The 21308-nt window shown below is 59.1% G+C and carries 23 protein-coding genes; 4 read left to right on the top strand and 19 right to left on the bottom strand.

Going from position 1 to position 21308, the window contains the following annotated elements; translation table 11 throughout:
• Window positions 1–18: 18 nt before the first annotated feature.
• Genes FFR93_RS15840 through rfbA form a run of 9 tightly spaced genes read right to left on the bottom strand, consistent with a single transcriptional unit; the run spans window position 19 to window position 8222 of the window.
• Window positions 19–1089, bottom strand: coding sequence for a radical SAM protein (locus tag FFR93_RS15840; protein WP_138393893.1), 1071 nt, complete (start codon window positions 1087–1089; stop codon window positions 19–21).
• Window position 1090: 1 nt separating this feature from the next.
• The gene (locus tag FFR93_RS15845; RefSeq protein WP_138393894.1) at window positions 1091–1936 is read right to left on the bottom strand and encodes an NAD(P)-dependent oxidoreductase; all 846 of its coding nucleotides are present in this window, start codon (window positions 1934–1936) and stop codon (window positions 1091–1093) included.
• Window positions 1929–2642 carry a nucleotidyltransferase family protein gene (locus FFR93_RS15850; RefSeq protein ID WP_064710828.1) on the bottom strand — a complete coding sequence of 238 codons (714 nt, stop codon included), beginning with the start codon at window positions 2640–2642 and terminating at the stop codon, window positions 1929–1931. Before FFR93_RS15850 ends, FFR93_RS15845 begins: the two co-directional genes overlap by 8 nt.
• Window positions 2635–3615 (bottom strand): NAD-dependent 4,6-dehydratase LegB, encoded by a 981-nt coding sequence (locus FFR93_RS15855; protein ID WP_138393895.1) that lies wholly within the window; start codon window positions 3613–3615, stop codon window positions 2635–2637. The genes FFR93_RS15850 and FFR93_RS15855 overlap by 8 nt, the downstream gene beginning before the upstream one ends.
• On the bottom strand, window positions 3612–4931 hold the full coding sequence (locus tag FFR93_RS15860) for an ABC transporter ATP-binding protein (RefSeq protein ID WP_138393896.1): 1320 nt from the start codon (window positions 4929–4931) through the stop codon (window positions 3612–3614). The genes FFR93_RS15855 and FFR93_RS15860 overlap by 4 nt, the downstream gene beginning before the upstream one ends.
• Complete coding sequence (locus tag FFR93_RS15865) at window positions 4931–5809, bottom strand: ABC transporter permease (RefSeq protein ID WP_138393897.1); 879 nt, start codon at window positions 5807–5809, stop codon at window positions 4931–4933. The genes FFR93_RS15860 and FFR93_RS15865 overlap by 1 nt, the downstream gene beginning before the upstream one ends.
• Window positions 5806–6912 (bottom strand): DegT/DnrJ/EryC1/StrS family aminotransferase, encoded by a 1107-nt coding sequence (locus FFR93_RS15870; protein WP_138393898.1) that lies wholly within the window; start codon window positions 6910–6912, stop codon window positions 5806–5808. The genes FFR93_RS15865 and FFR93_RS15870 overlap by 4 nt, the downstream gene beginning before the upstream one ends.
• Before the next feature lies 1 nt (window position 6913).
• Window positions 6914–7288 (bottom strand): FdtA/QdtA family cupin domain-containing protein, encoded by a 375-nt coding sequence (locus FFR93_RS15875; RefSeq protein WP_082928014.1) that lies wholly within the window; start codon window positions 7286–7288, stop codon window positions 6914–6916.
• Window positions 7289–7310: 22 nt separating this feature from the next.
• Window positions 7311–8222 (bottom strand): glucose-1-phosphate thymidylyltransferase RfbA, encoded by a 912-nt coding sequence (gene rfbA, locus FFR93_RS15880; RefSeq protein ID WP_138393899.1) that lies wholly within the window; start codon window positions 8220–8222, stop codon window positions 7311–7313.
• Window positions 8223–8471: 249 nt separating this feature from the next.
• Between rfbA and FFR93_RS15885 the strand changes: the two genes are divergently transcribed.
• A complete protein-coding gene (locus FFR93_RS15885; RefSeq protein WP_138393900.1) occupies window positions 8472–9269 on the top strand; it encodes a glycosyltransferase family 2 protein in 798 nt (265 codons plus the stop codon).
• A gap of 28 nt (window positions 9270–9297) precedes the next feature.
• On the opposite strand, the gene FFR93_RS15890 is transcribed toward FFR93_RS15885, so the two are convergent.
• From FFR93_RS15890 to FFR93_RS15900, 3 genes are read right to left on the bottom strand one after another with little or no spacing between them, the layout of a single operon-like run.
• Entirely contained in the window at window positions 9298–10098 is an 801-nt protein-coding gene (locus FFR93_RS15890; protein WP_138393901.1) for an anti-sigma factor, read from the bottom strand.
• Window positions 10095–10676 (bottom strand): RNA polymerase sigma factor, encoded by a 582-nt coding sequence (locus FFR93_RS15895; protein ID WP_138393902.1) that lies wholly within the window; start codon window positions 10674–10676, stop codon window positions 10095–10097. The genes FFR93_RS15890 and FFR93_RS15895 overlap by 4 nt, the downstream gene beginning before the upstream one ends.
• A gap of 46 nt (window positions 10677–10722) precedes the next feature.
• Window positions 10723–11259 (bottom strand): tetratricopeptide repeat protein, encoded by a 537-nt coding sequence (locus FFR93_RS15900; protein WP_138393903.1) that lies wholly within the window; start codon window positions 11257–11259, stop codon window positions 10723–10725.
• A gap of 169 nt (window positions 11260–11428) precedes the next feature.
• Between FFR93_RS15900 and FFR93_RS15905 the strand changes: the two genes are divergently transcribed.
• From FFR93_RS15905 to FFR93_RS15915, 3 genes are all read left to right on the top strand, one after another.
• Window positions 11429–12481 (top strand): type III polyketide synthase, encoded by a 1053-nt coding sequence (locus FFR93_RS15905; protein ID WP_138393904.1) that lies wholly within the window; start codon window positions 11429–11431, stop codon window positions 12479–12481.
• A complete protein-coding gene (locus FFR93_RS15910) occupies window positions 12478–12981 on the top strand; it encodes an isoprenylcysteine carboxylmethyltransferase family protein (protein ID WP_138393905.1) in 504 nt (167 codons plus the stop codon). The genes FFR93_RS15905 and FFR93_RS15910 overlap by 4 nt, the downstream gene beginning before the upstream one ends.
• Window positions 12982–13053: 72 nt before the next feature.
• The gene (locus FFR93_RS15915; RefSeq protein ID WP_138393906.1) at window positions 13054–14301 is read left to right on the top strand and encodes an FAD-binding oxidoreductase; all 1248 of its coding nucleotides are present in this window, start codon (window positions 13054–13056) and stop codon (window positions 14299–14301) included.
• On the opposite strand, the gene FFR93_RS15920 is transcribed toward FFR93_RS15915, so the two are convergent.
• The 7 genes from FFR93_RS15920 to rirA form a co-directional block, all read right to left on the bottom strand.
• Window positions 14291–14830, bottom strand: a complete 540-nt coding sequence (locus tag FFR93_RS15920; RefSeq protein ID WP_138393907.1) for a gluconokinase — start codon at window positions 14828–14830, stop codon at window positions 14291–14293. The genes FFR93_RS15915 and FFR93_RS15920 overlap by 11 nt on opposite strands.
• A gap of 27 nt (window positions 14831–14857) precedes the next feature.
• Window positions 14858–15811 carry a peptide ABC transporter ATP-binding protein gene (locus tag FFR93_RS15925; protein ID WP_138393908.1) on the bottom strand — a complete coding sequence of 318 codons (954 nt, stop codon included), beginning with the start codon at window positions 15809–15811 and terminating at the stop codon, window positions 14858–14860.
• Complete coding sequence (locus FFR93_RS15930) at window positions 15808–16824, bottom strand: ABC transporter ATP-binding protein (RefSeq protein WP_138393909.1); 1017 nt, start codon at window positions 16822–16824, stop codon at window positions 15808–15810. The genes FFR93_RS15925 and FFR93_RS15930 overlap by 4 nt, the downstream gene beginning before the upstream one ends.
• Window positions 16824–17714, bottom strand: coding sequence for an ABC transporter permease subunit (locus FFR93_RS15935; RefSeq protein ID WP_064706181.1), 891 nt, complete (start codon window positions 17712–17714; stop codon window positions 16824–16826). Before FFR93_RS15935 ends, FFR93_RS15930 begins: the two co-directional genes overlap by 1 nt.
• Window positions 17715–17723: 9 nt before the next feature.
• Entirely contained in the window at window positions 17724–18728 is a 1005-nt protein-coding gene (locus tag FFR93_RS15940; RefSeq protein ID WP_064710817.1) for an ABC transporter permease subunit, read from the bottom strand.
• 87 nt (window positions 18729–18815) lie between these two features.
• Window positions 18816–20411 carry an ABC transporter substrate-binding protein gene (locus tag FFR93_RS15945; RefSeq protein ID WP_064710816.1) on the bottom strand — a complete coding sequence of 532 codons (1596 nt, stop codon included), beginning with the start codon at window positions 20409–20411 and terminating at the stop codon, window positions 18816–18818.
• Between the two features lie 336 nt (window positions 20412–20747).
• Window positions 20748–21230, bottom strand: a complete 483-nt coding sequence (gene rirA, locus FFR93_RS15950; RefSeq protein WP_064710815.1) for an iron-responsive transcriptional regulator RirA — start codon at window positions 21228–21230, stop codon at window positions 20748–20750.
• Window positions 21231–21308: the final 78 nt, after the last annotated feature.

Raw genomic sequence — 21308 nt, forward strand, 5'->3', positions numbered from 1 at the left:
CCGCGCGGATTTGGCCGCTTACTGTCCGATTTCCTGATTGCGGTCGACGTAATTCCGCACAGTGACCTGCCGGCCGCAAATCTCAGCCGTCTCGTCATTTGTCTGTCTCGGCAGATAACACCTGCGGCAGACCTCGCTCTTCAGGAAACCCTGCGGCTCCTTGTGCAAAGCGCGCACGGCGTTCATCTTTTCCCCGTGCCAGATCTGATGCACGGTCTCGGTGTTCGCATCGCCGATGACCTCGCGGTTTTCCTCGTCGTTCGAGCACTTCATGACCAATCCGTCGGCACCAATCACCAGGCGTTGGTACTGCTGCGGGCATGTGAAGTTGTCGAGATAGGCAATATCTGAATCGTTGCCGAGATAATCGATCAGCGGGTTGAAGGCGACCAGATCCACATGAGGCGCGAACGTCTCATAATAGAGATCCGGATTTTCCCGGATCGCCGGCCAGATACCCTGCACCTTGATGACAGGACGGTGGAGACCGCGCTCCTCCTTGTATTTCTTTATGTCCTTGATCTTGTCGAGCAGAGCTTCGAACTTGATCGGCTTGCGGATCCGCTCATAGGTCTCACCGGTGCCGTCGATCGAAACGGTGATCCAGTCGATGCCGGCATCGACGAGCTGGGCGAAATAATCCCTGTTGAGCTTGAAGCCATGGGTGAGAGTCGAGACCTCTTTGATCCCATGGTCCTTGGCATAACGCACGCAGTCGGCAAAGCGCTTGTGCAGCGTCGCTTCGCCGCGCAGCGACAGGCGGATTGCCGGAACCTTGCCACCGATCTCGTCGATGATGCGGCAATAGAGGTCCCAGTCCATCCGGGTCGTATTGACGTGCTTCTTGAACTCGTCGCTGATCGTATAGCACATCGGGCAGCGCAGATTGCAGATCGACGCCAGCTCCAGATCGACCAGCAACGGATAATCCGAAACCTGCTGGTTCAGGGCATATTCCGACCATTTGCGCCGGTAATCGGCGTATTCAGCTTCCCAACCCTCGCCACGGTATCTGTCGAACGCGGCCTCGCGCTCATCCGTGTCCATCGAGTAGTTGCCTTTGTTGATCGGAACGTAACGTTCGTTCAATTTACGACTCCTTCATCAGCTCGCGGATCCCGGCCGGCAGATCCCATTCCGGCCGCCATCCGAGAACGGCGCGAGCCCGCGTAATGTCGGCCCGCACGTCAGGTATTTCATTCCGCCGAACAGCGCAAGACGACACTACAGGTAGATCAGTGCCGGCAGCTTCCTGCAAGATATCGATGATTTCCTGCACCGAATAAGACATGCCGGAGCCGATGTTAATGCAATGATAGCCTTCAGACACGTTCATGGCTTTTGCGAAGGCGCTCAGGACATCGTCAACGAAGACATAATCCCGCCGCGGACTGAGGTCCATGACCTGTATTTCCTGCTTGGTTCTTACCTGGTTCAGAAGCGTCGGTATCAGAAATTCCGGGCGCTGCCCAACCCCATATATATTGAAAAGGCGCAATACCACCACTGGTATCTGCTCGTGTGTGGCGGCGAACTCACAGAGTTGTTCGGCAAGATGTTTGGAAAGAGCGTAGGGATTGCTGGGTCTGACCGGAGCAGTCTCGTGGATCGGCAGCCGCTCCGGCACTCCGTAGACATAGGCGCTTGAGAATATAAGCTTGGCCTTGTTCCGTTTGCACCAGTTCAAAGCATGCTGCGTCCCGAGAACGTTGGCAGCCGTGAAGCTCGGGCCTTGCGTCCAGCTGTCGGGAACAAATGTCCTGCCGGCTAGATGAAACAGCGTACGCGCCGGGGGAAGTTCCTGCCACGTCCCCTCCTCACTTATGTCGCCATGAGTCCGGTCCAGCGCCAGCACATCAATGCGGGCCTGTTCAAGCCGCTCTACCAGACGTCTCCCGAGGAAGCCGCCAGCACCGGTGACGATGGCATCAACCATTCAAGAACCTGGACTGCATGTTTTCGAACTGCTCGATCGCCTGTGCATAATCGTCCGGGCGTCCGATATCGAGCCAATAGCCGGGAAAATCGCGAACGGTGGCCGGCTTTCCGGCCGCGAGGAGATCAAGCATCAGCTGGTCAAAGCCATAGGCACCCCGATGCGGAATGTGCTCGACCGCCCGCGAAGACACCATATAGACGCCCATGCTGACTTTATATTCAGCGGTCGGCTTCTCCCGGAAGCCGGTCAGACGTCCCGCCTCGTTTGTATCAAGAACGCCGTAGTCTATGCGATGCTGCCGTGTCTTGGACGAAATCGTAAAGATATTGCCGTCACGGACATGAGCATCATGAAAATCGGCGTAGTTTAGGTCCGTCAGAATGTCTCCGTTCATCACGAGGAAATTCTCCGGCAGATCCTTGATCAACCGCAGCGGCCCCATCGTGCCAAGCGGCTCGTCCTCAAGCGAATAGTCGATGCGTACGCCCCACTTGTCGCCATCCTGGAAAAACGCCTTGATCAGTTCCGCCTGGTGGTTGACGGCAAGGGTAATGTGCTGAAACCCGCCTGATATCAGCTGACGAATGATGACCTCGAGAATAGGATAATCACCGATCGGCATCAGAGGCTTTGGTAGGACGACAGTATAGGGCCGCAACCGCGTTCCCATCCCTCCCGCCAGAATGACTGCACGTCTAGACATTGAAAATATCCGCCTTATACCGCGCCAGATTGTGCGGCTGACGCAGCCATTCGATCGTTGCCTCGAGCCCGTCCTCCAAGCTGTAGCGAGGGGAAAATCCTGTCAGGGACTTGATCAGGCTGTTGTCGCAGCACAGGCGCTCCACTTCGCTGTTTGTGGGGCGCAAGCGCTGTTCGTCGCATTCGACCTCCACATTGACGCCGATGAGGTCGGCGATCAACTGAACGGTCTCGCCGATCGAGATCTCGCTGCCGGAGCCGATGTTGACCGTCTGGCCGACGGCTTCGTCACTGGCCGCAAGAGCCAGGAAGCCGTCGCATGTATCCTGCACGAAATTGAAGTCGCGGGTGGGCGAAAGCGCGCCAAGCTTCAGCGTCGTCCGCCCGCTCAGAAGCTGTGAAATGACTGTCGGAATAACCGCCCTTGCAGATTGTCTCGGGCCGAACGTGTTGAAAGGCCTTGCAATCGTCACGGGCAGGTCAAAGCTCGAATGGTAGCTGTAGGCGATCGCATCGGCGCCGATCTTGGACGCCGAATAGGGAGATTGCGCCTGTAGGGGATGGCTTTCGCTGATCGGGACGAAACGCGCCGTGCCATAAACTTCGCTCGTCGAAGTCTGGATCACCCTTCCTACACCAGCGTCGAGAGCCCCTTGAAGAACATTCAACGTCCCATGCACATTCGTATCGATGTAGCTTGAGGGTGCCTGATAGGAATAGGGAATCGCAATCAGAGCGGCGAGATGGAAAACCGTATCCACGCCTTTAGCGACGGCGCGCATTTGCGCGGGATCACGGACGTCTCCGAGGATTACTTCGAACTGGCCACGATGTTCGGATTGGTCCAGCCAACCCCAGCTGGAAAACGAATTGTACTGGCAGAGGGCGCGAACTTCGACGCCCGACCTGACTAGCGTCTCGACAAGATGAGAGCCGATGAACCCGTCTGCTCCGGTGACAAGCGCTTTCTTCATTTCAAAACACCCTCAGAATCGCGCAGGAAGACCTTCTCAACCTCCCAAGGTAACTGTATCGCCGAAATCGACGGCTTCCGTTGCTGACCCAGCATCTGGATGATTCCCACATTGTCCTCCACGTCAAACCGAATACCCTCGGCGACGGAATATATCGAGAACCGGCTCGATATCCCCAGCCGCACGTAGAACGTGCCCGTGTTGAGAAGGCATCCGGGAAATTTGACGCGGGCTCGATAATAGCCGGCTGGCCGGGCGTCGAGGCGCCCCACATCGAGTTCGGGATCGGAAAGGCTGACGAGGGGAGTATAGCCGTCCTCCATCATGATCTGCATTCCGACCGAGAGGCCGGAAAGCGGCTCCCTCAATTCGTATTCGACCTCGACGGAGAAGCCCTTAGACAGTTCCACCGTTCCCGAAACCTCGTCCTTCTCGTTCAGTACCGCAACACGGCAAATGACCGCCTTTCCATCGACGTCCTCGGGATTGACCGAGTAAATTGCCGTGCCGCCGAATTCCGGGCGGTCGAGGTAGGCCTTTATCACATCTGCGGTATCGCCCATCGCAGCGACTTTGCCGTCGGCCATCAGGATCGATTTCGGGCAGATGCTGCTGATCGCAGTCATATTGTGGCTGACAAAGATAATCGTTCGACCAGCCTTCGTGACTTCCTGCATGCGTCCCATGCATTTATTCTGGAAGTTGACGTCGCCGACAGCCAATACCTCATCAATCAAAAGAATTTCCGGCTCGAGATGCGCCGCAACGGAGAAAGCCAGGCGCACGTACATTCCGGATGAATATCGCTTCACCGGGGTGTCAATGAACTCGCCGATCTCAGCAAACTCGACGATCTCATCGAATTTGGATCTGACCTCGGCACGGCTCATGCCGAGGATGGCGCCGTTGAGATAGACGTTTTCTCGACCGGTTAGCTCCGGATGAAATCCGGTACCAACCTCAAGCAAGCTGGCAATTCTGCCGCGTATACCGATGAAGCCCGCATTGGGCATGGTGATGCGTGACATGACCTTCAGGAGCGTCGATTTCCCGGCTCCGTTCCTGCCGATAATGCCGACGATCTCGCCGTGTCCGATCTCGAAGGAGACATCATCAAGCGCATAGAAGATGTCACCCTTCAGGCGCGATGGTCTGCCGCGATCAGACGCAAAGTCGGAGACCGACACGTTCGGGTCCGGAAGGTTGCGCCACCTCGCCCACCAGCTCTGAAGGTCGCGATAGAGGGTGCCGTGATTGATCACGCCAAGACGATATAGCTTGGTGACATGCTCAGCTCGAATAACGATATCGTTCATCAGACGGTATCCATCGCGTTGGCTTCCGCGCGCGAGAAAAGTGCCAGCCCGCATATGGTGATCGCAACGGTCACCCCAAGGTTGGCAAGAAGGAGACCGACAGGCAAAGCAGAAACGTCAAATAGCGCCCAGCGGAAGGCCTGAACCGGTGCCGTCATCGGGTTGATGTAATAGAACCAATGATAGCGTTCCGGGATCTGGCTGAATGGATAGACGATCGGGGTAGCGTACATCCACAGTTGCGTCATGAACCCGACCGCATAAACGAGATCGCGAAACCGGACCGTAAGAGCGGAAACAACAAGGCCAGCACCAACGCCAAGCACTGCCGTATAGAGCAATACCAGCGGTGTCATAAGCAGGAACCAGTAGCTCAATGCCAGATCCGGGTCTGCGATTTTCATCCCAGCCGCGACCGTCAGCAAGAGCAGGAACTGGATAGCAAATGCGACAAGGCCGCTCATAGCAACGGAGAGCGGCACCACAAGTCGGGGAAAATAAACTTTCCCAAACAAATTGGCATTTTTTGAGAAAACTTCGGAATTATTGGTCAGGCAGGCAGCAAAATAACTCCAGATTATGGTGCCCGACATGTAAAACAAGAAAGGCGGAAGGCCGTCCGTGGAAAGGTTAGCAATTTTCCCGAACACAACATAATAGGTCATGGCCGTCAGCGACGGCTGGATGATGTACCAAACCGGCCCCAACACCGTCTGTTTGTAAAATGTCGTGAAGTCGCGCTTGAAGAACATCCAGACGAGATCACGATATCGCCAGACCAGCCCAAGATCCGGCGCGTTGCCCTTCGAAGGCTTGATAACGATATCCCAATCGTCATTCTCACGTGCCGAGGCCGGTCCTTTCATCTGCTCTGTCATGCCGCCAACTTCAGCTTTTCCGGGAGCGCAGCAAGAAGGCTGCAGACGCGCTCGATCTCATCCTTTCTATGCCCGGCCGAAATAGGCAGGCTCAGTTCGGTGGCATGCAGCTCATCGGCAATGGGATAATCGCCGGAAAGAATGCCTTGCATTGCCTTCTGCCTGTGCGGCGCGATCGGATAATGAATCTCGGTCTTGACGCCGTTATCGAGCAGCCACTGACGCAATTCGTCGCGGGCCGGGTGACGTATCGCGAAGATATGAAACACGTCAAACTCGGCAGATCGGCGAAGCGGCTGCGCAAGCCATTTGGGCAGATTGGCAAAATAGATATCGGCCAGTGCCCGCTTGTGTTCAGTCACCTGATCGAGGTGACGGAGTTTAACACGCAGGAATGCCGCCTGCATCTCATCAAGCCTGGAATTTACTCCGATATAGGCGTTCTCATATTTTTTCTTCGAGCCGTAATTGCGCATATGTCTCAAGCGATCGGCAAACGCATCGTCATCCGTGACGATCGCACCGGCATCTCCCAAGGCGCCCAGATTCTTCGTAGGATAGAAGCTGAAGCAACCGGCAATTCCGAAGGTGCCCGTCAGCCTGCCGTCATAGCGCGCGCCGTGAGACTGCGCGCAATCCTCGATCACTTTGAGACCATGCTCGCTTGCAAACGTGGCGATCTCAGTCATCCGGCATGCTTTGCCGAAAAGATGCGTCACGCATATTCCGCGCGTGTTCGATGTCAGCGCCGCAGGAAGCCGTTCCGGATCGATATTGAAGGTTTCGCGCTCGGGCTCCACCAGGATGGGTTTGTGGCCCGCGCGAAGAATTGCCAGAATAGTGGCTATATAGGTGTTGGAAGCAACCATAATCTCGCTGCCTTTCGGCAGATCGAGCGCTTCGATCGACAGTATCAATGCGTCCAGACCATTGGCCACGCTGATGCAATGTTTGCTTTCCGCGAAGGCGGCGAATTCAGCTTCGAAAGAGGAAACCTCGTTGCCAAGTACGTACCACCCGGAACGAATGACATGGGAAGCAACCGCCTCCAACTCTTCCATCAGCGCGCGGTTGGCCTGCGCAAGACTTTCATACTCAATCATCTCAGAGCCGTTCATAGGGAGTGTCGATGTAATCATCCTTATCATATCCGCGAGAGGCAAAAACGAGCAGGATTGAACCGGGACCGAAGGTCATTTCGTGCCAGTCCCTTGGCTCGACAAGCAGGCACTGGTCCGGTGACGACAAGGTGATCTCTTCCCTCGCTTTTCCATCGTCCATCAAAACCACCACGCTTCCCGAAATCGCCACCAAAGCCTGCCGAGTCTTGTGATGACGATGACCGCCGCGTGTATATCCGTCGGCACCATAGATCCAGAAGCTACGGACGACCGGAAATGGTAGTATTCCGTCCATGACGGTCAACGCGCCTCGTGCGTCGGACATCGTCTTCAACGTAAGCAGGGTGAAAGCAGACAAGATTGGTTTCCAGTTTTGCGGGTCAGCCAGGCGGGAAATGCGGAGCTGGCTCCCTCACCAGGCTGATGAGGTATCGTCCGTAAGAGCTCTTTTCAAGCGGAGCCGCCAGCCTTAGCAATTGCTCGGCATCTATGTATTCCAAATGAAAGGCGATTTCCTCGGGGCAGGCAATCTTCAGCCCCTGGCGCCGCTCGATGGTGGCAATGAACTGACTCGCTTCAAGGAGTGAATCGTGCGTGCCCGTATCAAGCCAGGCATGCCCTCTCCCCAGGACGGCAACGTTCAGCCTGCCGGTCGACAAATAATGCCGATTGATGTCGGTAATCTCGGTTTCACCACGCAGCGAGGGTTTCAAATCGGCAGCAATGTCAACCACGTCATTGTCGTAGAAATATAAACCCGTGACAGCGTAAGAAGAGCGGGGCCTGGATGGCTTTTCCTCCAAGGTTAGGACTTTGCCCTCCCCGTCAAATTCCACCACGCCATACCGTTCGGGATCGTGGACTTTATACGCGAAGATCGTCGCTTCATCCAATCTCTCGGAAGCCGCGGATAAATCCTGTGTCAGCAGGTTGCCGTAAAAGATATTGTCTCCGAGCACGAGGGCGGTTGCCTCTTGCCCGATGAATTCCCTGCCGATCAAGAATGCCTGGGGAATGCCTTCGGGCGCAGCCTGCACGGCATACTGAAGGTTCAATCCCCATTGGGCGCCGTCACCCAGCAGCTGTTCAAAACGCGGTGTGTCCTGCGGTGTGGAGATAATCAAGATATCCCGGATTCCCGCGAGCATGAGCGTCGACAGGGGATAATAGATCATCGGTTTGTCAAAAACCGGAAGAAGTTGCTTCGAGATGGCAAGGGTCGCCGGATGCAGCCGAGTGCCTGAGCCCCCCGCGAGCAATATGCCCTTGCGCAGCTTTTTCTTCGAAGACAAGAGACCTCCTGCAACCGGTAATTCGTGTGCAATCACGAGCTTGTCGTGATCACATCGCTCTTCGACAGTGCTCACTACAGTTAGATCGATCCGCATGCAATGCACTTAGCGAGAGAAGGAGCCGCCGCCGCTCGTCAATCGGGCGTTGATCGAGGATAACTTGCGGTACTCGATTGCGGTACTGCCTTTCCGTCTGCTACGGGTCGGCTAGATTTCGCCCGTTAGAATGTGAGCAAGACACCCGTCAAAATGGCTGCAGATACCGCCAATCCAAGCGCCCCCCGGATAAGCCTCATTACCGTTTGCTGGAATGTCGAGCAGACCATTGCCGATACCTTACGGTCCATCGACACTCAAACCTACCGCAATTTCGAACACATCATCGTCGACGGCGGCTCGCAGGATTCTACCCTCGCCATCATTGCTTCGGCGCCGGCGGAGAACCGCCGTGTGCTTTCGGGACCGGACGGAGGTATCTATGAGGCAATGAACAAAGGAATTGGTCTAGCGACGGGTGATATTATCGGATTCCTGAATGCCGACGATGTTTTCGAGAGCAGCGACTCCCTCGGAACCGTCGCGGCTGCGCTGGAAGATGAAGCATATGACGGCTGCTACGGTGACCTCGTCTATGTTTCCAACCGGCACGTGGATCGCGAGATCCGATACTGGAAATCCCGAGCCTTCAAATCCGGTCTCTTCGCACGCGGCTGGTGCCCGCCACACCCAACATTCTATGTTCGGCGCAACATCTATGACCGGTTCGGGCGGTTTGATCTGCGTTACCGGCTTGCGGCCGACGTCGAGCTGATGATGCGATTTTTGGAAGTCGCGCGGATCAGAACAACCTATATCCCGCGAGTCTTGGTCAGAATGCGCTTGGGGGGCGCCACGAACAAGAACGTTCAAAATATATCGCGTCAGAACAAGGAGGTGCTGCGCGCCCTTGCCGACAACGGCCTGAAGGTCTCAACATCGATGTTCTGGGCCTTTAAGATTGTGAACCGGCTGGGCCAGTTCCTGATGCGCGATCGATCGCGGCACTGATCAGCTTAAAGCCACCGCCAATGGCCGGTCACACCGCCACCCTCCCCCGCACTGCATCCGCAATCGCCGTCATTCGGTCCGCCGCAGCATGCCCGATCAGCATGAAGGCATGCGTCGCATTCGACCAGTAGACGACATTCATACCTTTGCGGTTTTCGAGGTCGGGCGCCTTCGGCCCGGTGTCAGATCTAACGATGCAGAGCGCCATCGGGCCGGTCTCGGGGTCGAGATAGGCGATCTGGGCGAGCGCCTTGCCGTCATATTGCAGCAGCAGGGCGCGCTTGAAATCGATTCCCGGCAGCGCGACAGCTTCGGGGGAGAGCGATAGATCGAGCTTCTCGTCCAGACTGGCGAGCTGGGCGGCCTGGTCCTGCCTGCCGGGAACGGGGCCGGCGAGCGTTTCGGCCGTATAAAGCGAAATATAATCGGCGACCACGGCGCGCCATTCGCTGTTTTCGTCCTTTGGGAACAAACGCCTGCCGATGCCTATGGCGGCGCGGTCGATGGCGATGCCGGCCACGAGGGAAGCGGCGAGCGCGCCGAGGAAGCGGCGGCGGGTAACAGCAGGCGCAAAGCCGGTTTTTGCGCCCTCACGCGCAGGAATGGCGGCCAGCATCGCCTCCAGTTTCTGGCGCGGGGCCTCCGAGAGGAGTGGGGCAAAAGCCTGCTCGAACGGCAGGCTGGCGCGCGTCAGGAATTCCAGCCTTTCGGCGACGCGTCCGTCGTCCTTCACGATGGCCTCGATGCGGGCGGCCTCTTCCGCCGGCAGCTCGCCGTCGATGAAGGCCGTGAGGTCCTCGTCGGAGGGAATGGTGTGTTTCGTGCTCATCGCCGTCCCCCTTCTGGTCCGGCACCGGAGAGCTTGGCGCGGGCGGCCGCCAGCCGGCTCATCACGGTTCCGATCGGAATATCCAATATGCCTGCAACCTCGCGATAGGAAAGTCCTTCCACATAAGCGAGGAAAACCACCGTCCGCTGCGCCTCGGGCAGCGCATTTACCTGCTTCAGCACCTGCCCCGCCATCACATGCGTTTCAGTATTTTGCGCGCCGTCGAAGCTCAGCGCCTCCCCGGCATCGACGAAACCCTGGCCCTGCCGCACCCGGCGCGAGCGGATCTCGTTCAGCCAGATCGAATGCAGGATCGAAAACAGCCAGCGGTCGAGCCGTGTGCCGGGGAGGAACTGATCGGCGCGCTCCAGCGCGCGCAGGCAGGTCGCCTGCACCAGGTCGTCGGCGACATCGCGCTGATGCGAGAGAACGAGGCCATAACGCCAGAGCCTGGCCAGGTTTTCCGTCAGGCCGCTCCTGATATCCGCTTCGCTCGCGATAGCCGCCTCCGCCTGACAGACCGGCGATTCCGTTCTCATGCGACTATAGGCAGGAAATGTGGTGCGCGCGACCGACATTCGGTTATCCTTTCCCGCTTCAATTTCCCGCCCAATGGCCTGCCGCTCAGATCTTCGATGGGTCGAGGATCGCAGCGTTCAGATCCTGATATTCTTCGCAAGCGGTGCCGCAGATCGTCATGATCGTGTTCAACTGCTCCTTTGCGAGATCGAGCCGGCCTTTGATGATATAGGCTTCGCCGAGATATTCGCGGACCTTGGCGTATTGTGGATCCATCTTCACCGATTGCAGGTAATAGGAGATGCCTTCGTCGGTGCGTCCGAGCTTGCGGGTGGCGTAACCGCGATAGTTCAGCACCTCGGCGCTGTTCTGGTCCTTTACCGTGTCAAGCATGGCAAGCGCCTCTTCATAGCGGCCGGCCTTGGCCAGCGAATAGGCATAATCGGTGCGGTTCTCATCCGAGACATTGGCGCCCTGCTGCTTGACGCATTTCTTGGTCTTCTGGTCGTAGATCTCGCCCTTCTTGCAGGTCGGCATCGTGCTGTTGTCATTGCCGACAGCAAAGACGGGGCCGGAGAAGAGCGAAGCGGCAAGGCAGCCGCCGAGAAGGGTGGAAGCGACGCGGACTGTCGTGATCGTCATAAGAAAACTCCTCGAGAGTGACGTTGCGAGGAGAGAACACCGCTGCGCCGGGCTTTATTCGCCGGCTTCTCCATTTTCTTCATCACTGCTTCGTGAAGTCCCCGAGGCCGAATAAATCATCGGGGCCGGGTGTTCTCGGCGTTGTGCCGGGAACGACAAGGAGAATTCCGTGACCGATACCGCCAGACTCGTCAGCCTCGCCACCGCCACGCCTGAACATGTCATCTTTCAAAACCAGGCGGCCGAAGCCTCGGCCCGGCTGTTTTCCGACCGTTTCGAGGATTTCCATCATCTTGCCCGCGTCTTCGACAGCGCCGGAATCAACAAGCGCCATGCGGCGCGGCCGCTTGCCTGGTTCGACGAAACGCATGGCTGGCAAAACCGCATGCAGGCCTATGCCGAGGTGGCGAGCGCGCTTTTCGTCGAGGCGGCCACCTCGGCACTTCGCCGGGCGGACCTCAGGGCTGGCGATGTCGATTGTATCGTGACCGTCTCTTCCACCGGTTTTACGACGCCGAGCCTCGATGCGCAGCTTGCCCGCCGCATGGGCTTCAGGACCGATATCGAGCGGGTGCCGGTCTTCGGGCTCGGCTGCGCGGCCGGCGTCTCGGGCTTTGCCATCGCGGCGCGGCTGGCACGGAGCCGCCCGGGTGCCGTCGTACTTTTCGTCTCGATCGAGCTTTGCACGCTCGCTTTCCGGCTGGACGAGCTGACGCGGCCGAACATCATCGCGACAGCGCTTTTCGGCGATGGTGCCGCCGCCTGCGTGCTCCGCGCCGGCGAAGGCGGACTGGCCGAAGTGGAATCAACAGGCGAGCACCTCTTCCCGGACACGCTCGACATCATGGGCTGGAAGATCGACGATGGCGGCTTCGGCATTGTGCTGGCGCAATCCTTGCCGCCCTTCGCCGAACGGGAACTCGCCCCGGCGGTGACGGCCATCCTGGCGCGAAACGGGCTGGGACTGCCAGATATCGACCGCTTCATCTGCCATCCCGGCGGCACGAAGGTGTTGGCTGCGATGGAGAGCGCGCTTTCATTGACACCCGGCACGCTCGACCACGAACGAGCCGTGCTTGCCGAATATGGCAACATGTCTTCGCCGACCGTGCTTTTCGTGCTGGAGCGGGCAATCCGCGCCGGGCTGCCGAACCGGGCGGCGATGATCGCAATGGGACCTGGTTTTTCGGCAAGCTGTGTGACGCTGCGGAGGGCGGCGTGATGTGGCCGTCGATCGCGCTCCTGACATTCGTTACGCTGCAGCGGTCGGGTGAGCTCATGCTCGCCCGGCGCAACACCACCGCCCTTCTCGCAAGAGGCGGCCGGGAAGTCGCCCCGGAGCATTATTCCGCCATGGTGGCGCTGCATGCCGCCTGGATCATAGGTCTTTGGCTGCTGGCGCCGGGCAGGCCGGTTCAACCCTTCTGGTTTTCGCTGTTCACCGGGCTACAGGCGCTGCGGCTTTGGGTATTGGCAACACTGAAGGACCGCTGGACGACGCGCATCATCATCCTGCCCGGCGCGTTACTCGTGAAATCCGGACCCTATCGCTTTCTCCGGCATCCGAATTATGCGATCGTCATCGGCGAGATTGCCGCCCTTCCTCTCACCTTCGGCCTGCCGGTATTTGCGATCGTCTTTTCGCTTTTCAATGCCGCACTCCTGCATGTGCGCATCAAGGCCGAAAATGCCGCACTGGAAAGCGCAATGATTTTGAAATGAATGCGATTTTTCGTTTGCGCCGTGGGACCGGCGGGGGCATTTTCAATCGACGACAAAGCGGAATGCAGGGGAATGACCAAGAACGCAATCGTGCTCGGCGCCGGTATCGTCGGGGTGTCAACGGCAATTCATCTTCAGCGGCGCGGCCGGCAGGTGACGCTGATCGATCGGAAGGATCCGGGCAGCGAAACCTCCTTCGGCAATGCCGGCCTGATCCAGCGCGAAGGCGTCGCGCCCTACGGCTTTCCCCAGCAACTCGGCCTGTTGCTGCGTTATGCACTCAACAACGAAATCGATGCCCATTATCATCTCAGTGCCTTGCCAAGCCAGCTCGCCTTTCTTGCCCGTTACTGGTGGAATTCGAATGCCCGGCGCCACGCGGTCATCACACGGGCCTATGCGCCGCTGATCGAAAACTCTGTTGCCGAGCACAAGGACCTGATCGAGGCCTCGCAGGCGCAGGCGCTGATCCGCAAGGACGGCTGGGTGAAGATCTTCCGAACCGAGGCGATGCGCGACGAGGCCCTCGCCGAGGCCGCCCTTTGGCAGAGCGAATTCGGCGTGACCTATGACAGCCTGACATCGGCCGATATCGCCCGCATGGAACCCGATATTACCGTCCCCTTCGCCGGCGGTATCCGCTGGCGCGATCCCTGGTCGGTGCTCGATCCGCATGCACTGACAGCAGCCTATCGCCGCTATTTCGAAAGCCTCGGCGGCCGCTTCGTCACGGGCGATGCCGCCTCGCTCGGCCAGTTCGGCGCCGGCTGGAAGATCATGACCAGCGAGGGCCCGCTCGAAACCGACGACGCAGTCCTGGCACTCGGCCCCTGGGCAGCCGTCGCGACGCGCCGGCTCGGCTATTCCTTTCCCCTCGGTGTCAAGCGCGGCTATCACATGCATTATGCCGCCAAGGGCAATGCCGTGCTCAACAACTGGATCCTCGATGCGGAGCGTGGTTACTTGCTGGCGCCGATGAACCGCGGCATCCGCCTGACGACAGGGGCGGAGTTCGCAATGCTTGACGCGCCGAAGACGCCGGTACAGCTCGACCGGGCCGAAGCCGTGGCGCGTACGATCTTCCCGCTCGGAAGCAGGCTCGATCCCGAACCATGGATGGGCGCGCGCCCTTGCACGCCCGACATGATGCCTGTCATCGGTAAGGCGCCGCGCCATCAGGGCTTATGGTTTGCCTTCGGCCATGCCCATCATGGGCTGACGCTCGGGCCGGTGACCGGCCGCGTGCTTGCAGAACTCATCACCGGCGAGACGCCGTTCATCGATATCTCTGCTTACTCGCCGAAACGATTCAAGCCGTGACCCCGAGGGTGGAGAGATCCCTGAGGGCGGTTGCCGCAATGCCGTCGACCGTATCGTCGATGTCGACGGTGACGACACCGGGCTCGCCTGTCGGCACCTCGAGTGTCGCCAGCTGGCTTTCGAGCAGCGAGAGCGGCATGAAATGTCCCCTGCGCTCACCCATGCGCGTGGTCAGCAGCGCCTTGGATCCTTCGAGATAGACGAAGAACAGATTGCCGCCGGCAGCAGCCCTTAGCCTGTCGCGATAGATACGTTTCAGCGCCGAACATGAGACGATGATACCCTCGCCATTTTTCAGCGAGGCCTGCATGCGTTTGCCGATCAGGTCGAGCCAGGGCATCCGATCCTCATCGGTCAGCGGAATGCCCTTCGACATCTTCTCGACGTTGGAGGCAGGATGAAGCGCATCACCTTCGAGGAAGTCGAGGCGCAAGGCCTCTGCGAGTTTCTCGCCGACCGAGGACTTGCCGCAGCCGCTGACACCCATGACGATGATCGCATGAGGTTTGTTCATCGTATCGTCCTGCATGTTTCCTCTCAAACGACGGCTTTCCGCTCAGTCGAGCGGGAAATGACAGGCATATTTTTGTGCGCCTTCTCCACTTAATTCGGGAGAAACCTGGCGACAATATTCCTGCGCCTTCCAGCAGCGCGGGTTGAAGTGGCAGCCGGACGGCGGCTTCAGCGGCGACGGCAGTTCGCCTTGCAGCCGGATGCGGTTTTTCTCGCGTTCGGGATCGGCGATTGGGGTCGCCGACAGCAGAGCGGCAGTATAGGGATGGCGCGGCCGGGCGAACACTTCGGCGGCAGGACCGGTTTCGATCGGGCGACCCAGATACATCACCATGATCTCGTCGGCGATGTGATGGACCACCGAGAGGCCGTGCGAGATGAAGAGATAGGCGAGACCCATCTCCTTCTGCAGGTCCATAAGCAAGTTCAGGACCTGCGCCTGGATCGACAGATCAAGGGCGGAAACCGGTTCGTCGAGCACCAGCACTTTCGGCCGCAGCATCAGCGCGCGGGCGATGGCGATGCGCTGGCGCTGGCCGCCGGAGAACATATGGGGGTAACGGCCGTGATGCTCCGGGCGCAGGCCGACACGGGCCATCATCTCCTCCACCTTGCGGCGGCGGGCGCCAGCATCGAGATCGGTGTTGATCTTCAGCGGCTCTTCCAGGATCGCACCGACCTTCTGGCGCGGGTTGAGCGAGCCGTAGGGATTCTGGAAGACGATCTGCACCTGGCTGCGCAGGCTGCGGTCGCCGACCCGCGCGGGATTGCCGTCGATCAGCAACTCGCCGGCCGTCGGATCCTCGATCATGGTGACCAGACGAGCGAGCGTCGACTTGCCACAGCCGGATTCGCCGACGACGGCAAGCGTCTTGCCGGAATGGAGGCTGAAGCTGACGCCGTTCAGCGCCTTGACCGTAGCATCGGCTTTGAAGAGACCGCGGTTAACGGTGTAGAAGCGGGCGAGATCCCTGCCCTCGAGAACAGCGCTGGTCACACCAGGTCTCCTGCAGTTTCAACGCGCATGACACCGGGATGGCCCAGCGGCTTGCCGTCTTTCAATGGGTAGTTGCACAGCGCGCGACCGAGTTCCGGTCCCTGGCGTACGACGCCGCGATCGCATTCGAGCGTGGCATAGCCGCAGCGCGGGGCGAAAAGACAGCCCGTCGGGCGGCCGTGCTGGCCTGGAACGACGCCGGCGATCGAGGGAAGTCGCTGCCCCACTTCGGCGCGTTCCGGCAAGGCGGCGAGCAGGGCTGCAGTATAGGGATGATGCGGATCGCGGAACAGCGCCTTCACCGGTTGCTCCTCGACCTTCTGGCCGGCATATTGCACCTGCACGCGTTCCGCGGTTTCGGCGACGACACCCATGTCGTGGGTGATCAGCACCAGGGCCATTCCCTGCTCTTTCTGCAACCGGACAAGCAGATCGAGGATCTGCGCCTGGATCGTCACATCGAGCGCAGTCGTCGGCTCATCGGCAATGAGGAGCTTCGGGTTGCAGGCGAGCGCCATGGCGATCATGACGCGCTGGCTCATGCCGCCCGACATCTGATGTGGGAAGTTCGACAGCCTGTCCTCCGGCGCCGGAATCCCAACGAGGCTCAAGAGTTCGATCGAACGTTCGCGGCGCTCTTTCCTGTTGAGGCCCATATGGACGCGCAGTGTCTCGCCGAGCTGGAAGCCGACGGTGAAGCACGGGTTGAGGCTCGACATCGGCTCCTGGAAGATCATCGCCATGTCCTTGCCGACGATCCTGCGGCGCTGGCGGGCGGAAATGCCGCGCAGATCCTGGCCGTCGAACTGCATGCGGTCGGCGGTGATTCTGGCCGTCCAGGGCAAGAGGCCCATCAGGGCCAGCATGGCGACAGATTTGCCCGAACCGGATTCGCCGACGACTGAGAGGATTTCACCCTTGTCGCAGGTCAGCGATACGCCGTCCACGGCGCGAAAAAGACCGGATGACGTCTGGAATTCGACCGTCAGATTTTCGATTTCGAGGAGCGGCATCACGACCTCTTCAGCTTGGGGTCAAGCGCATCGCGCAGGCCGTCGCCCATCAGGTTGATGGCAAGAACGGTGATGAGGATGGCAAGACCTGGAAATGTCACAACCCACCAGGCGCGCGAGATGAACTCGCGGGACTCGGCGAGCATGGTGCCCCATTCGGGTGTCGGTGGCTGTGCGCCCATGCCGAGAAACCCGAGGGCGGCGGCATCAAGGATCGCCGCCGAGAAGGCGAGCGTCGCCTGGACGATCAGCGGCCCGAGACAGTTTGGCAGGATGGTCTTGAACATCAGCCGGAGGGTACCGGCGCCGGCGACGCGCGAGGCGATCACATATTCCTTCTCACGCTCTGAAATGACCGAGGCGCGGGTCAGCCGCACGAAATGCGGCTGGTTGACCAGCGAAATTGCGATCATCGCGTTGGTAAGGCCAGGCCCTAGCACCGCCACCAGCACGAGGGCGAGCAGCAGCGACGGGAAGGCCAGTATGATATCCATCAGGCGCATGATCGCCGTATCGAGCCTGCCGCGGAAATAGCCGGCGACGAGGCCGATCAGCACCCCGCATATGACCGACAGCGTGACGACCACGACGCCGATGAACAGCGAGAAGCGCGCGCCATAGATCAGCCGCGAGAGGATATCGCGACCGACGGCATCCGTTCCGAGCGGAAACGAGGCGTGGCCTCCCTCCATCCAGGACGGTACGGCGAGCAGCACCTCTCGGTTCTGCTCGTTCGGCGCATGTGGCGCAAAGACCGGTGCAAAGATCGCAACGACCAGAATGACGACGAAAACAACGAGGCCGATGACGGCGCCCTTGTTGCGGGAGAAATAATGCCAGAATTCCGCAAGAGCGGATGGCTGGCCGGTTTTGACGGTGACCGTGCTCATGGACCGCTCCTAGTGTCGAATGCGCGGATTGATGAAGCCGTAGAGGACATCAACTATCAGATTGACCAGCATGATGACTCCGGCGATCAGGAGAAGACCACCCTGCACCACCGCGTAATCGCGCTTGAACACCGAATCAACCATCCATTTGCCGATGCCCGGCCAGGAGAAGATCGTCTCGGTGAGGATGGCTCCGGCAAGGAGAACGCCGATCTGCAGGCCGATCGTGGTGATGACGGGGATCATCGCATTGCGCAGCGCATGCACGCCGACGACGCGCAGCGGTTTCAAGCCCTTGGAGCGGGCCGTGCGGACATAGTCCTCGCCGAGAACCTCGAGCATGGCCGAACGCGTCTGACGGGCGATGACGGCGAGCGGGATGGTGGCCAGCACGATGGTGGGCAGAATGAGATAGCTGACGGCGGAGGCAAAGGCGCCCTTCTGGCCTGACAGCAGGCTGTCGATCAGCATGAAGCCGGTAACCGGCTTGAAGAAATACATCAGCGAGATGCGGCCGGAGACCGGCGTCCAGCCAAGATAGCCGGAGAAGAAGATGATCAGCAGCAGACCCCACCAGAAAATCGGCATGGAATAACCGACAAGGGCCACACCCATCACGCTCTGATCGAACCACGTGCCTCGTTTGACGGCGGCAAAGACGCCGGCGGGCACGCCAAGACAGACGGCGAGGATGATGGCGCATAGGGAGAGTTCCAGCGTCGCCGGAAACAGCGTCAGGAATTCGCCGAGGACCGGCCGCTTGGTGACGATCGAGGTGCCGAGATCGCCCTGCAGCACTTTTCCAAGATAATCGAAATACTGCACATACATGGGGCGGTCGAAACCGAGGTCGTGCATGATCTGGGCGTGCCGCTCCGGCGCCATCACGCGCTCACCCGAAAGCAGCATGACGGGATCTCCAGGCAGCAGGCGGATGAAGGAGAAGGCAATCAGGGAAACGCCGAGGAATGTCGGGATCAGCACCGCAAAGCGGCCGATAAAAAAACGCAACATGGCAGATGTCCAATAGTTTCCGGCGGTCAGGAGGGTCCTGACCGCCGGCTGCGCCCAGCTCTGCCGGGCATTTTTGCATTATTTTTGTTATTCGGAAATGTCGACGCCGTCGAAACGGTGAATGCCGAGCGGGTCCATCTTGAAGCCCGAGACCTTCTTGCTCATCGGAACGAAGACGAGCGAGTGGTCGAGGGTCGCCCAGGGGGCTTCCTTCTTGAAGATCAGCTGCGCCTGCTCATAAGCCTTGGTGCGCTCGCCGACATCGGCCGTCATCTTGGCCTTGGTCATCAGGTCGTCATATTCCTTGTTGCACCACTGGGCACGGTTGTTGCCGCCGACGGCATCGCAGCCGAGCAGCGTATCCATGAAGTTGTCGGGGTCGCCGTTGTCGCCGGTCCAGCCGAGAATGACGGCGCCGTCGCGCTTCACGTCGGAGGAGAGCTTCAGGTATTCGGCCCATTCATGCGTGACGATCTCGACCTTGACGCCGACCTTGGCGAAATCGGCCTGGATCAGTTCGGCGGCGCGGCGCGCGTTCAGCATGTATGGACGCGATACCGGCATCGCCCAGACCTTCATGCTGAGATCCTTGACGCCGGCATCGGCAAGAGCCTTCTTGGCGGCATCCGGATCGTACTTGTCGTCCTGAACGGCATCGTTATACGACCACATCGTCGGCGGGATCGGGTTCTTGGCAACGGTGGCCGCACCCTGGAAGACGGCGTCGACGATCGCCTGCTTGTTGATCGCCATGTTGAGCGCGCGGCGGACTTCCGGCTTGTCGAAGGGCGCCATCTGCGTGTTGTAGGCGAGGTAGCTGACGTTGAGACCGGCCTGCTCCTCGACGACCAGGTTCTCGTCCTTCTTCAGTTCGGGAACGTCGGCCGCATTCGGATAGGGGATCAGGTGGCACTCGCCGGCCTTCAGCTTCTGGGCGCGCACAGCAGCGTCAGAGGTGATGGCGAAAACCAGATCGTCGATCTTTTCCTTGCCCTTGAAATAGGTTTCGTTCGCCTTGTAGCGGATGACGGCATCCGGCTGATAGGCGACGAAGGTGAAGGGGCCGGTGCCGAGCGGCTGCTGGTTGAGCTGCGCCATCTTGCCGTCGGCCGCGAGCTTGTCGGCATATTCCTTGGAGACGATCGAGGCGAAATCCATGGCGAGGTCGGCCAGGAACGGCGCTTCGGGATGGTTGAGCGTGAACTTGACGGTGAGGTCATCGACCTTCTCGACCGACTTGATCAGTTCCGGGAAGCCCATGCCGGCGGCGTATTCGTAGGAGCCGCCCTCGACATACTTGTTCCACGGGTTATCGGACTTCAGCTGGCGCTCGAAGGAGAAGACCACGTCGTCGGCGTTGAAATCGCGCGTCGGGGTGAAGAAGTCGGTGGTCTGGAACTTGACACCGGGATGAAGCTTGAAGGTGTATTCCTTGCCGTCGTCCGAAACGCTCCAGCTGTCGGCCAGGCCGGGTTCGATCTCGGTGCCGCCATGCTTGAATTCGACGAGGCGGCTGTAGACGGTACGCGAGGACGCGTCGAAGGTCGTGCCTGCCGTATAGAGGCTCGGGTCGAAGCCTTCCGGCGAACCCTCGGAGCAATAAACAAGGGTCTTGGACCAGGCCGACGTCGCCATGACCGAAATCAGGGCCGTCGCTGCCAGCATGACAGAGATCTTTTTCATAATATTGTTTCCCGGTTGTTCTTTTTTGATGTCTGGAGACCGCACGTAGGCATCCCGATCGACGGTCGATGGAACGACATTTATCTACTGAAAGCAACGGGCTACGGAGAAAATTTTTCCAGGTGGACAACTTTAGAAATTTTTGGTCAAGAATCAGCCTCATTTGGAAATATTCGGATAAAAATGCGCGAGATTTCGTCGCATTTTGGATAATTGCGCTCTCCCAGCATCGCATCCTGGACATATCAGCATTCTCGAGCCCGGCGATACGCCGCAAACAAAAACCGCGATTGCCGAGGCAACCGCGGTTTCATAAGTCTGTCCTGTTTCTTGCAATCAGGCGGCGGGGGCAACGACCGCCGGCTTGCGATATTCGTGTTCGCCGGTAATTCCGAGAAGGAAATTGATCTGCGGCCGCGCCTTGACGAGATCTTCGATCGTATATTCCGAGAGCACGCCGAAGAAGGCGTTGAGCGCCTTGCGCAGTGCCGAGTTCAAGCCACAGCTGTCGACCAGTGGGCATTCGACCATGCCGTCATCTTCGAAGCATTCGGCCATGGCGAAACTGTCTTCCGTGACCCGGACAACGTCGAAGAGCGTGATCTCTGCCGCAGGCTTGCCCAGGCGCACACCGCCGTTGCGGCCGCGCACCGTCTCCACCAGACCTGCCTTGTTCAGCGGCTGGAGAATCTTGAAAAGAAAGAGTTCGGAAACCCCGTAAGCCTTGGCAATTTCCGGAATCCGGCTCAGCTGCCCTTCGTTGGCAGCACAATACATCAACATGCGAACCGCATAGTTGGTCTGCTTCGTCAACCGCATGCCGATCTCCTGACTCGTGCCTGTTCAGACGTATATAGGCGGTTTGGTAGTTTTGAACAATTCCAAAATATGAAATTC

Origin of the sequence: Rhizobium sp. MHM7A (assembly GCF_005862215.1) — a bacterium.
GTDB lineage: Bacteria > Pseudomonadota > Alphaproteobacteria > Rhizobiales > Rhizobiaceae > Rhizobium > Rhizobium bangladeshense.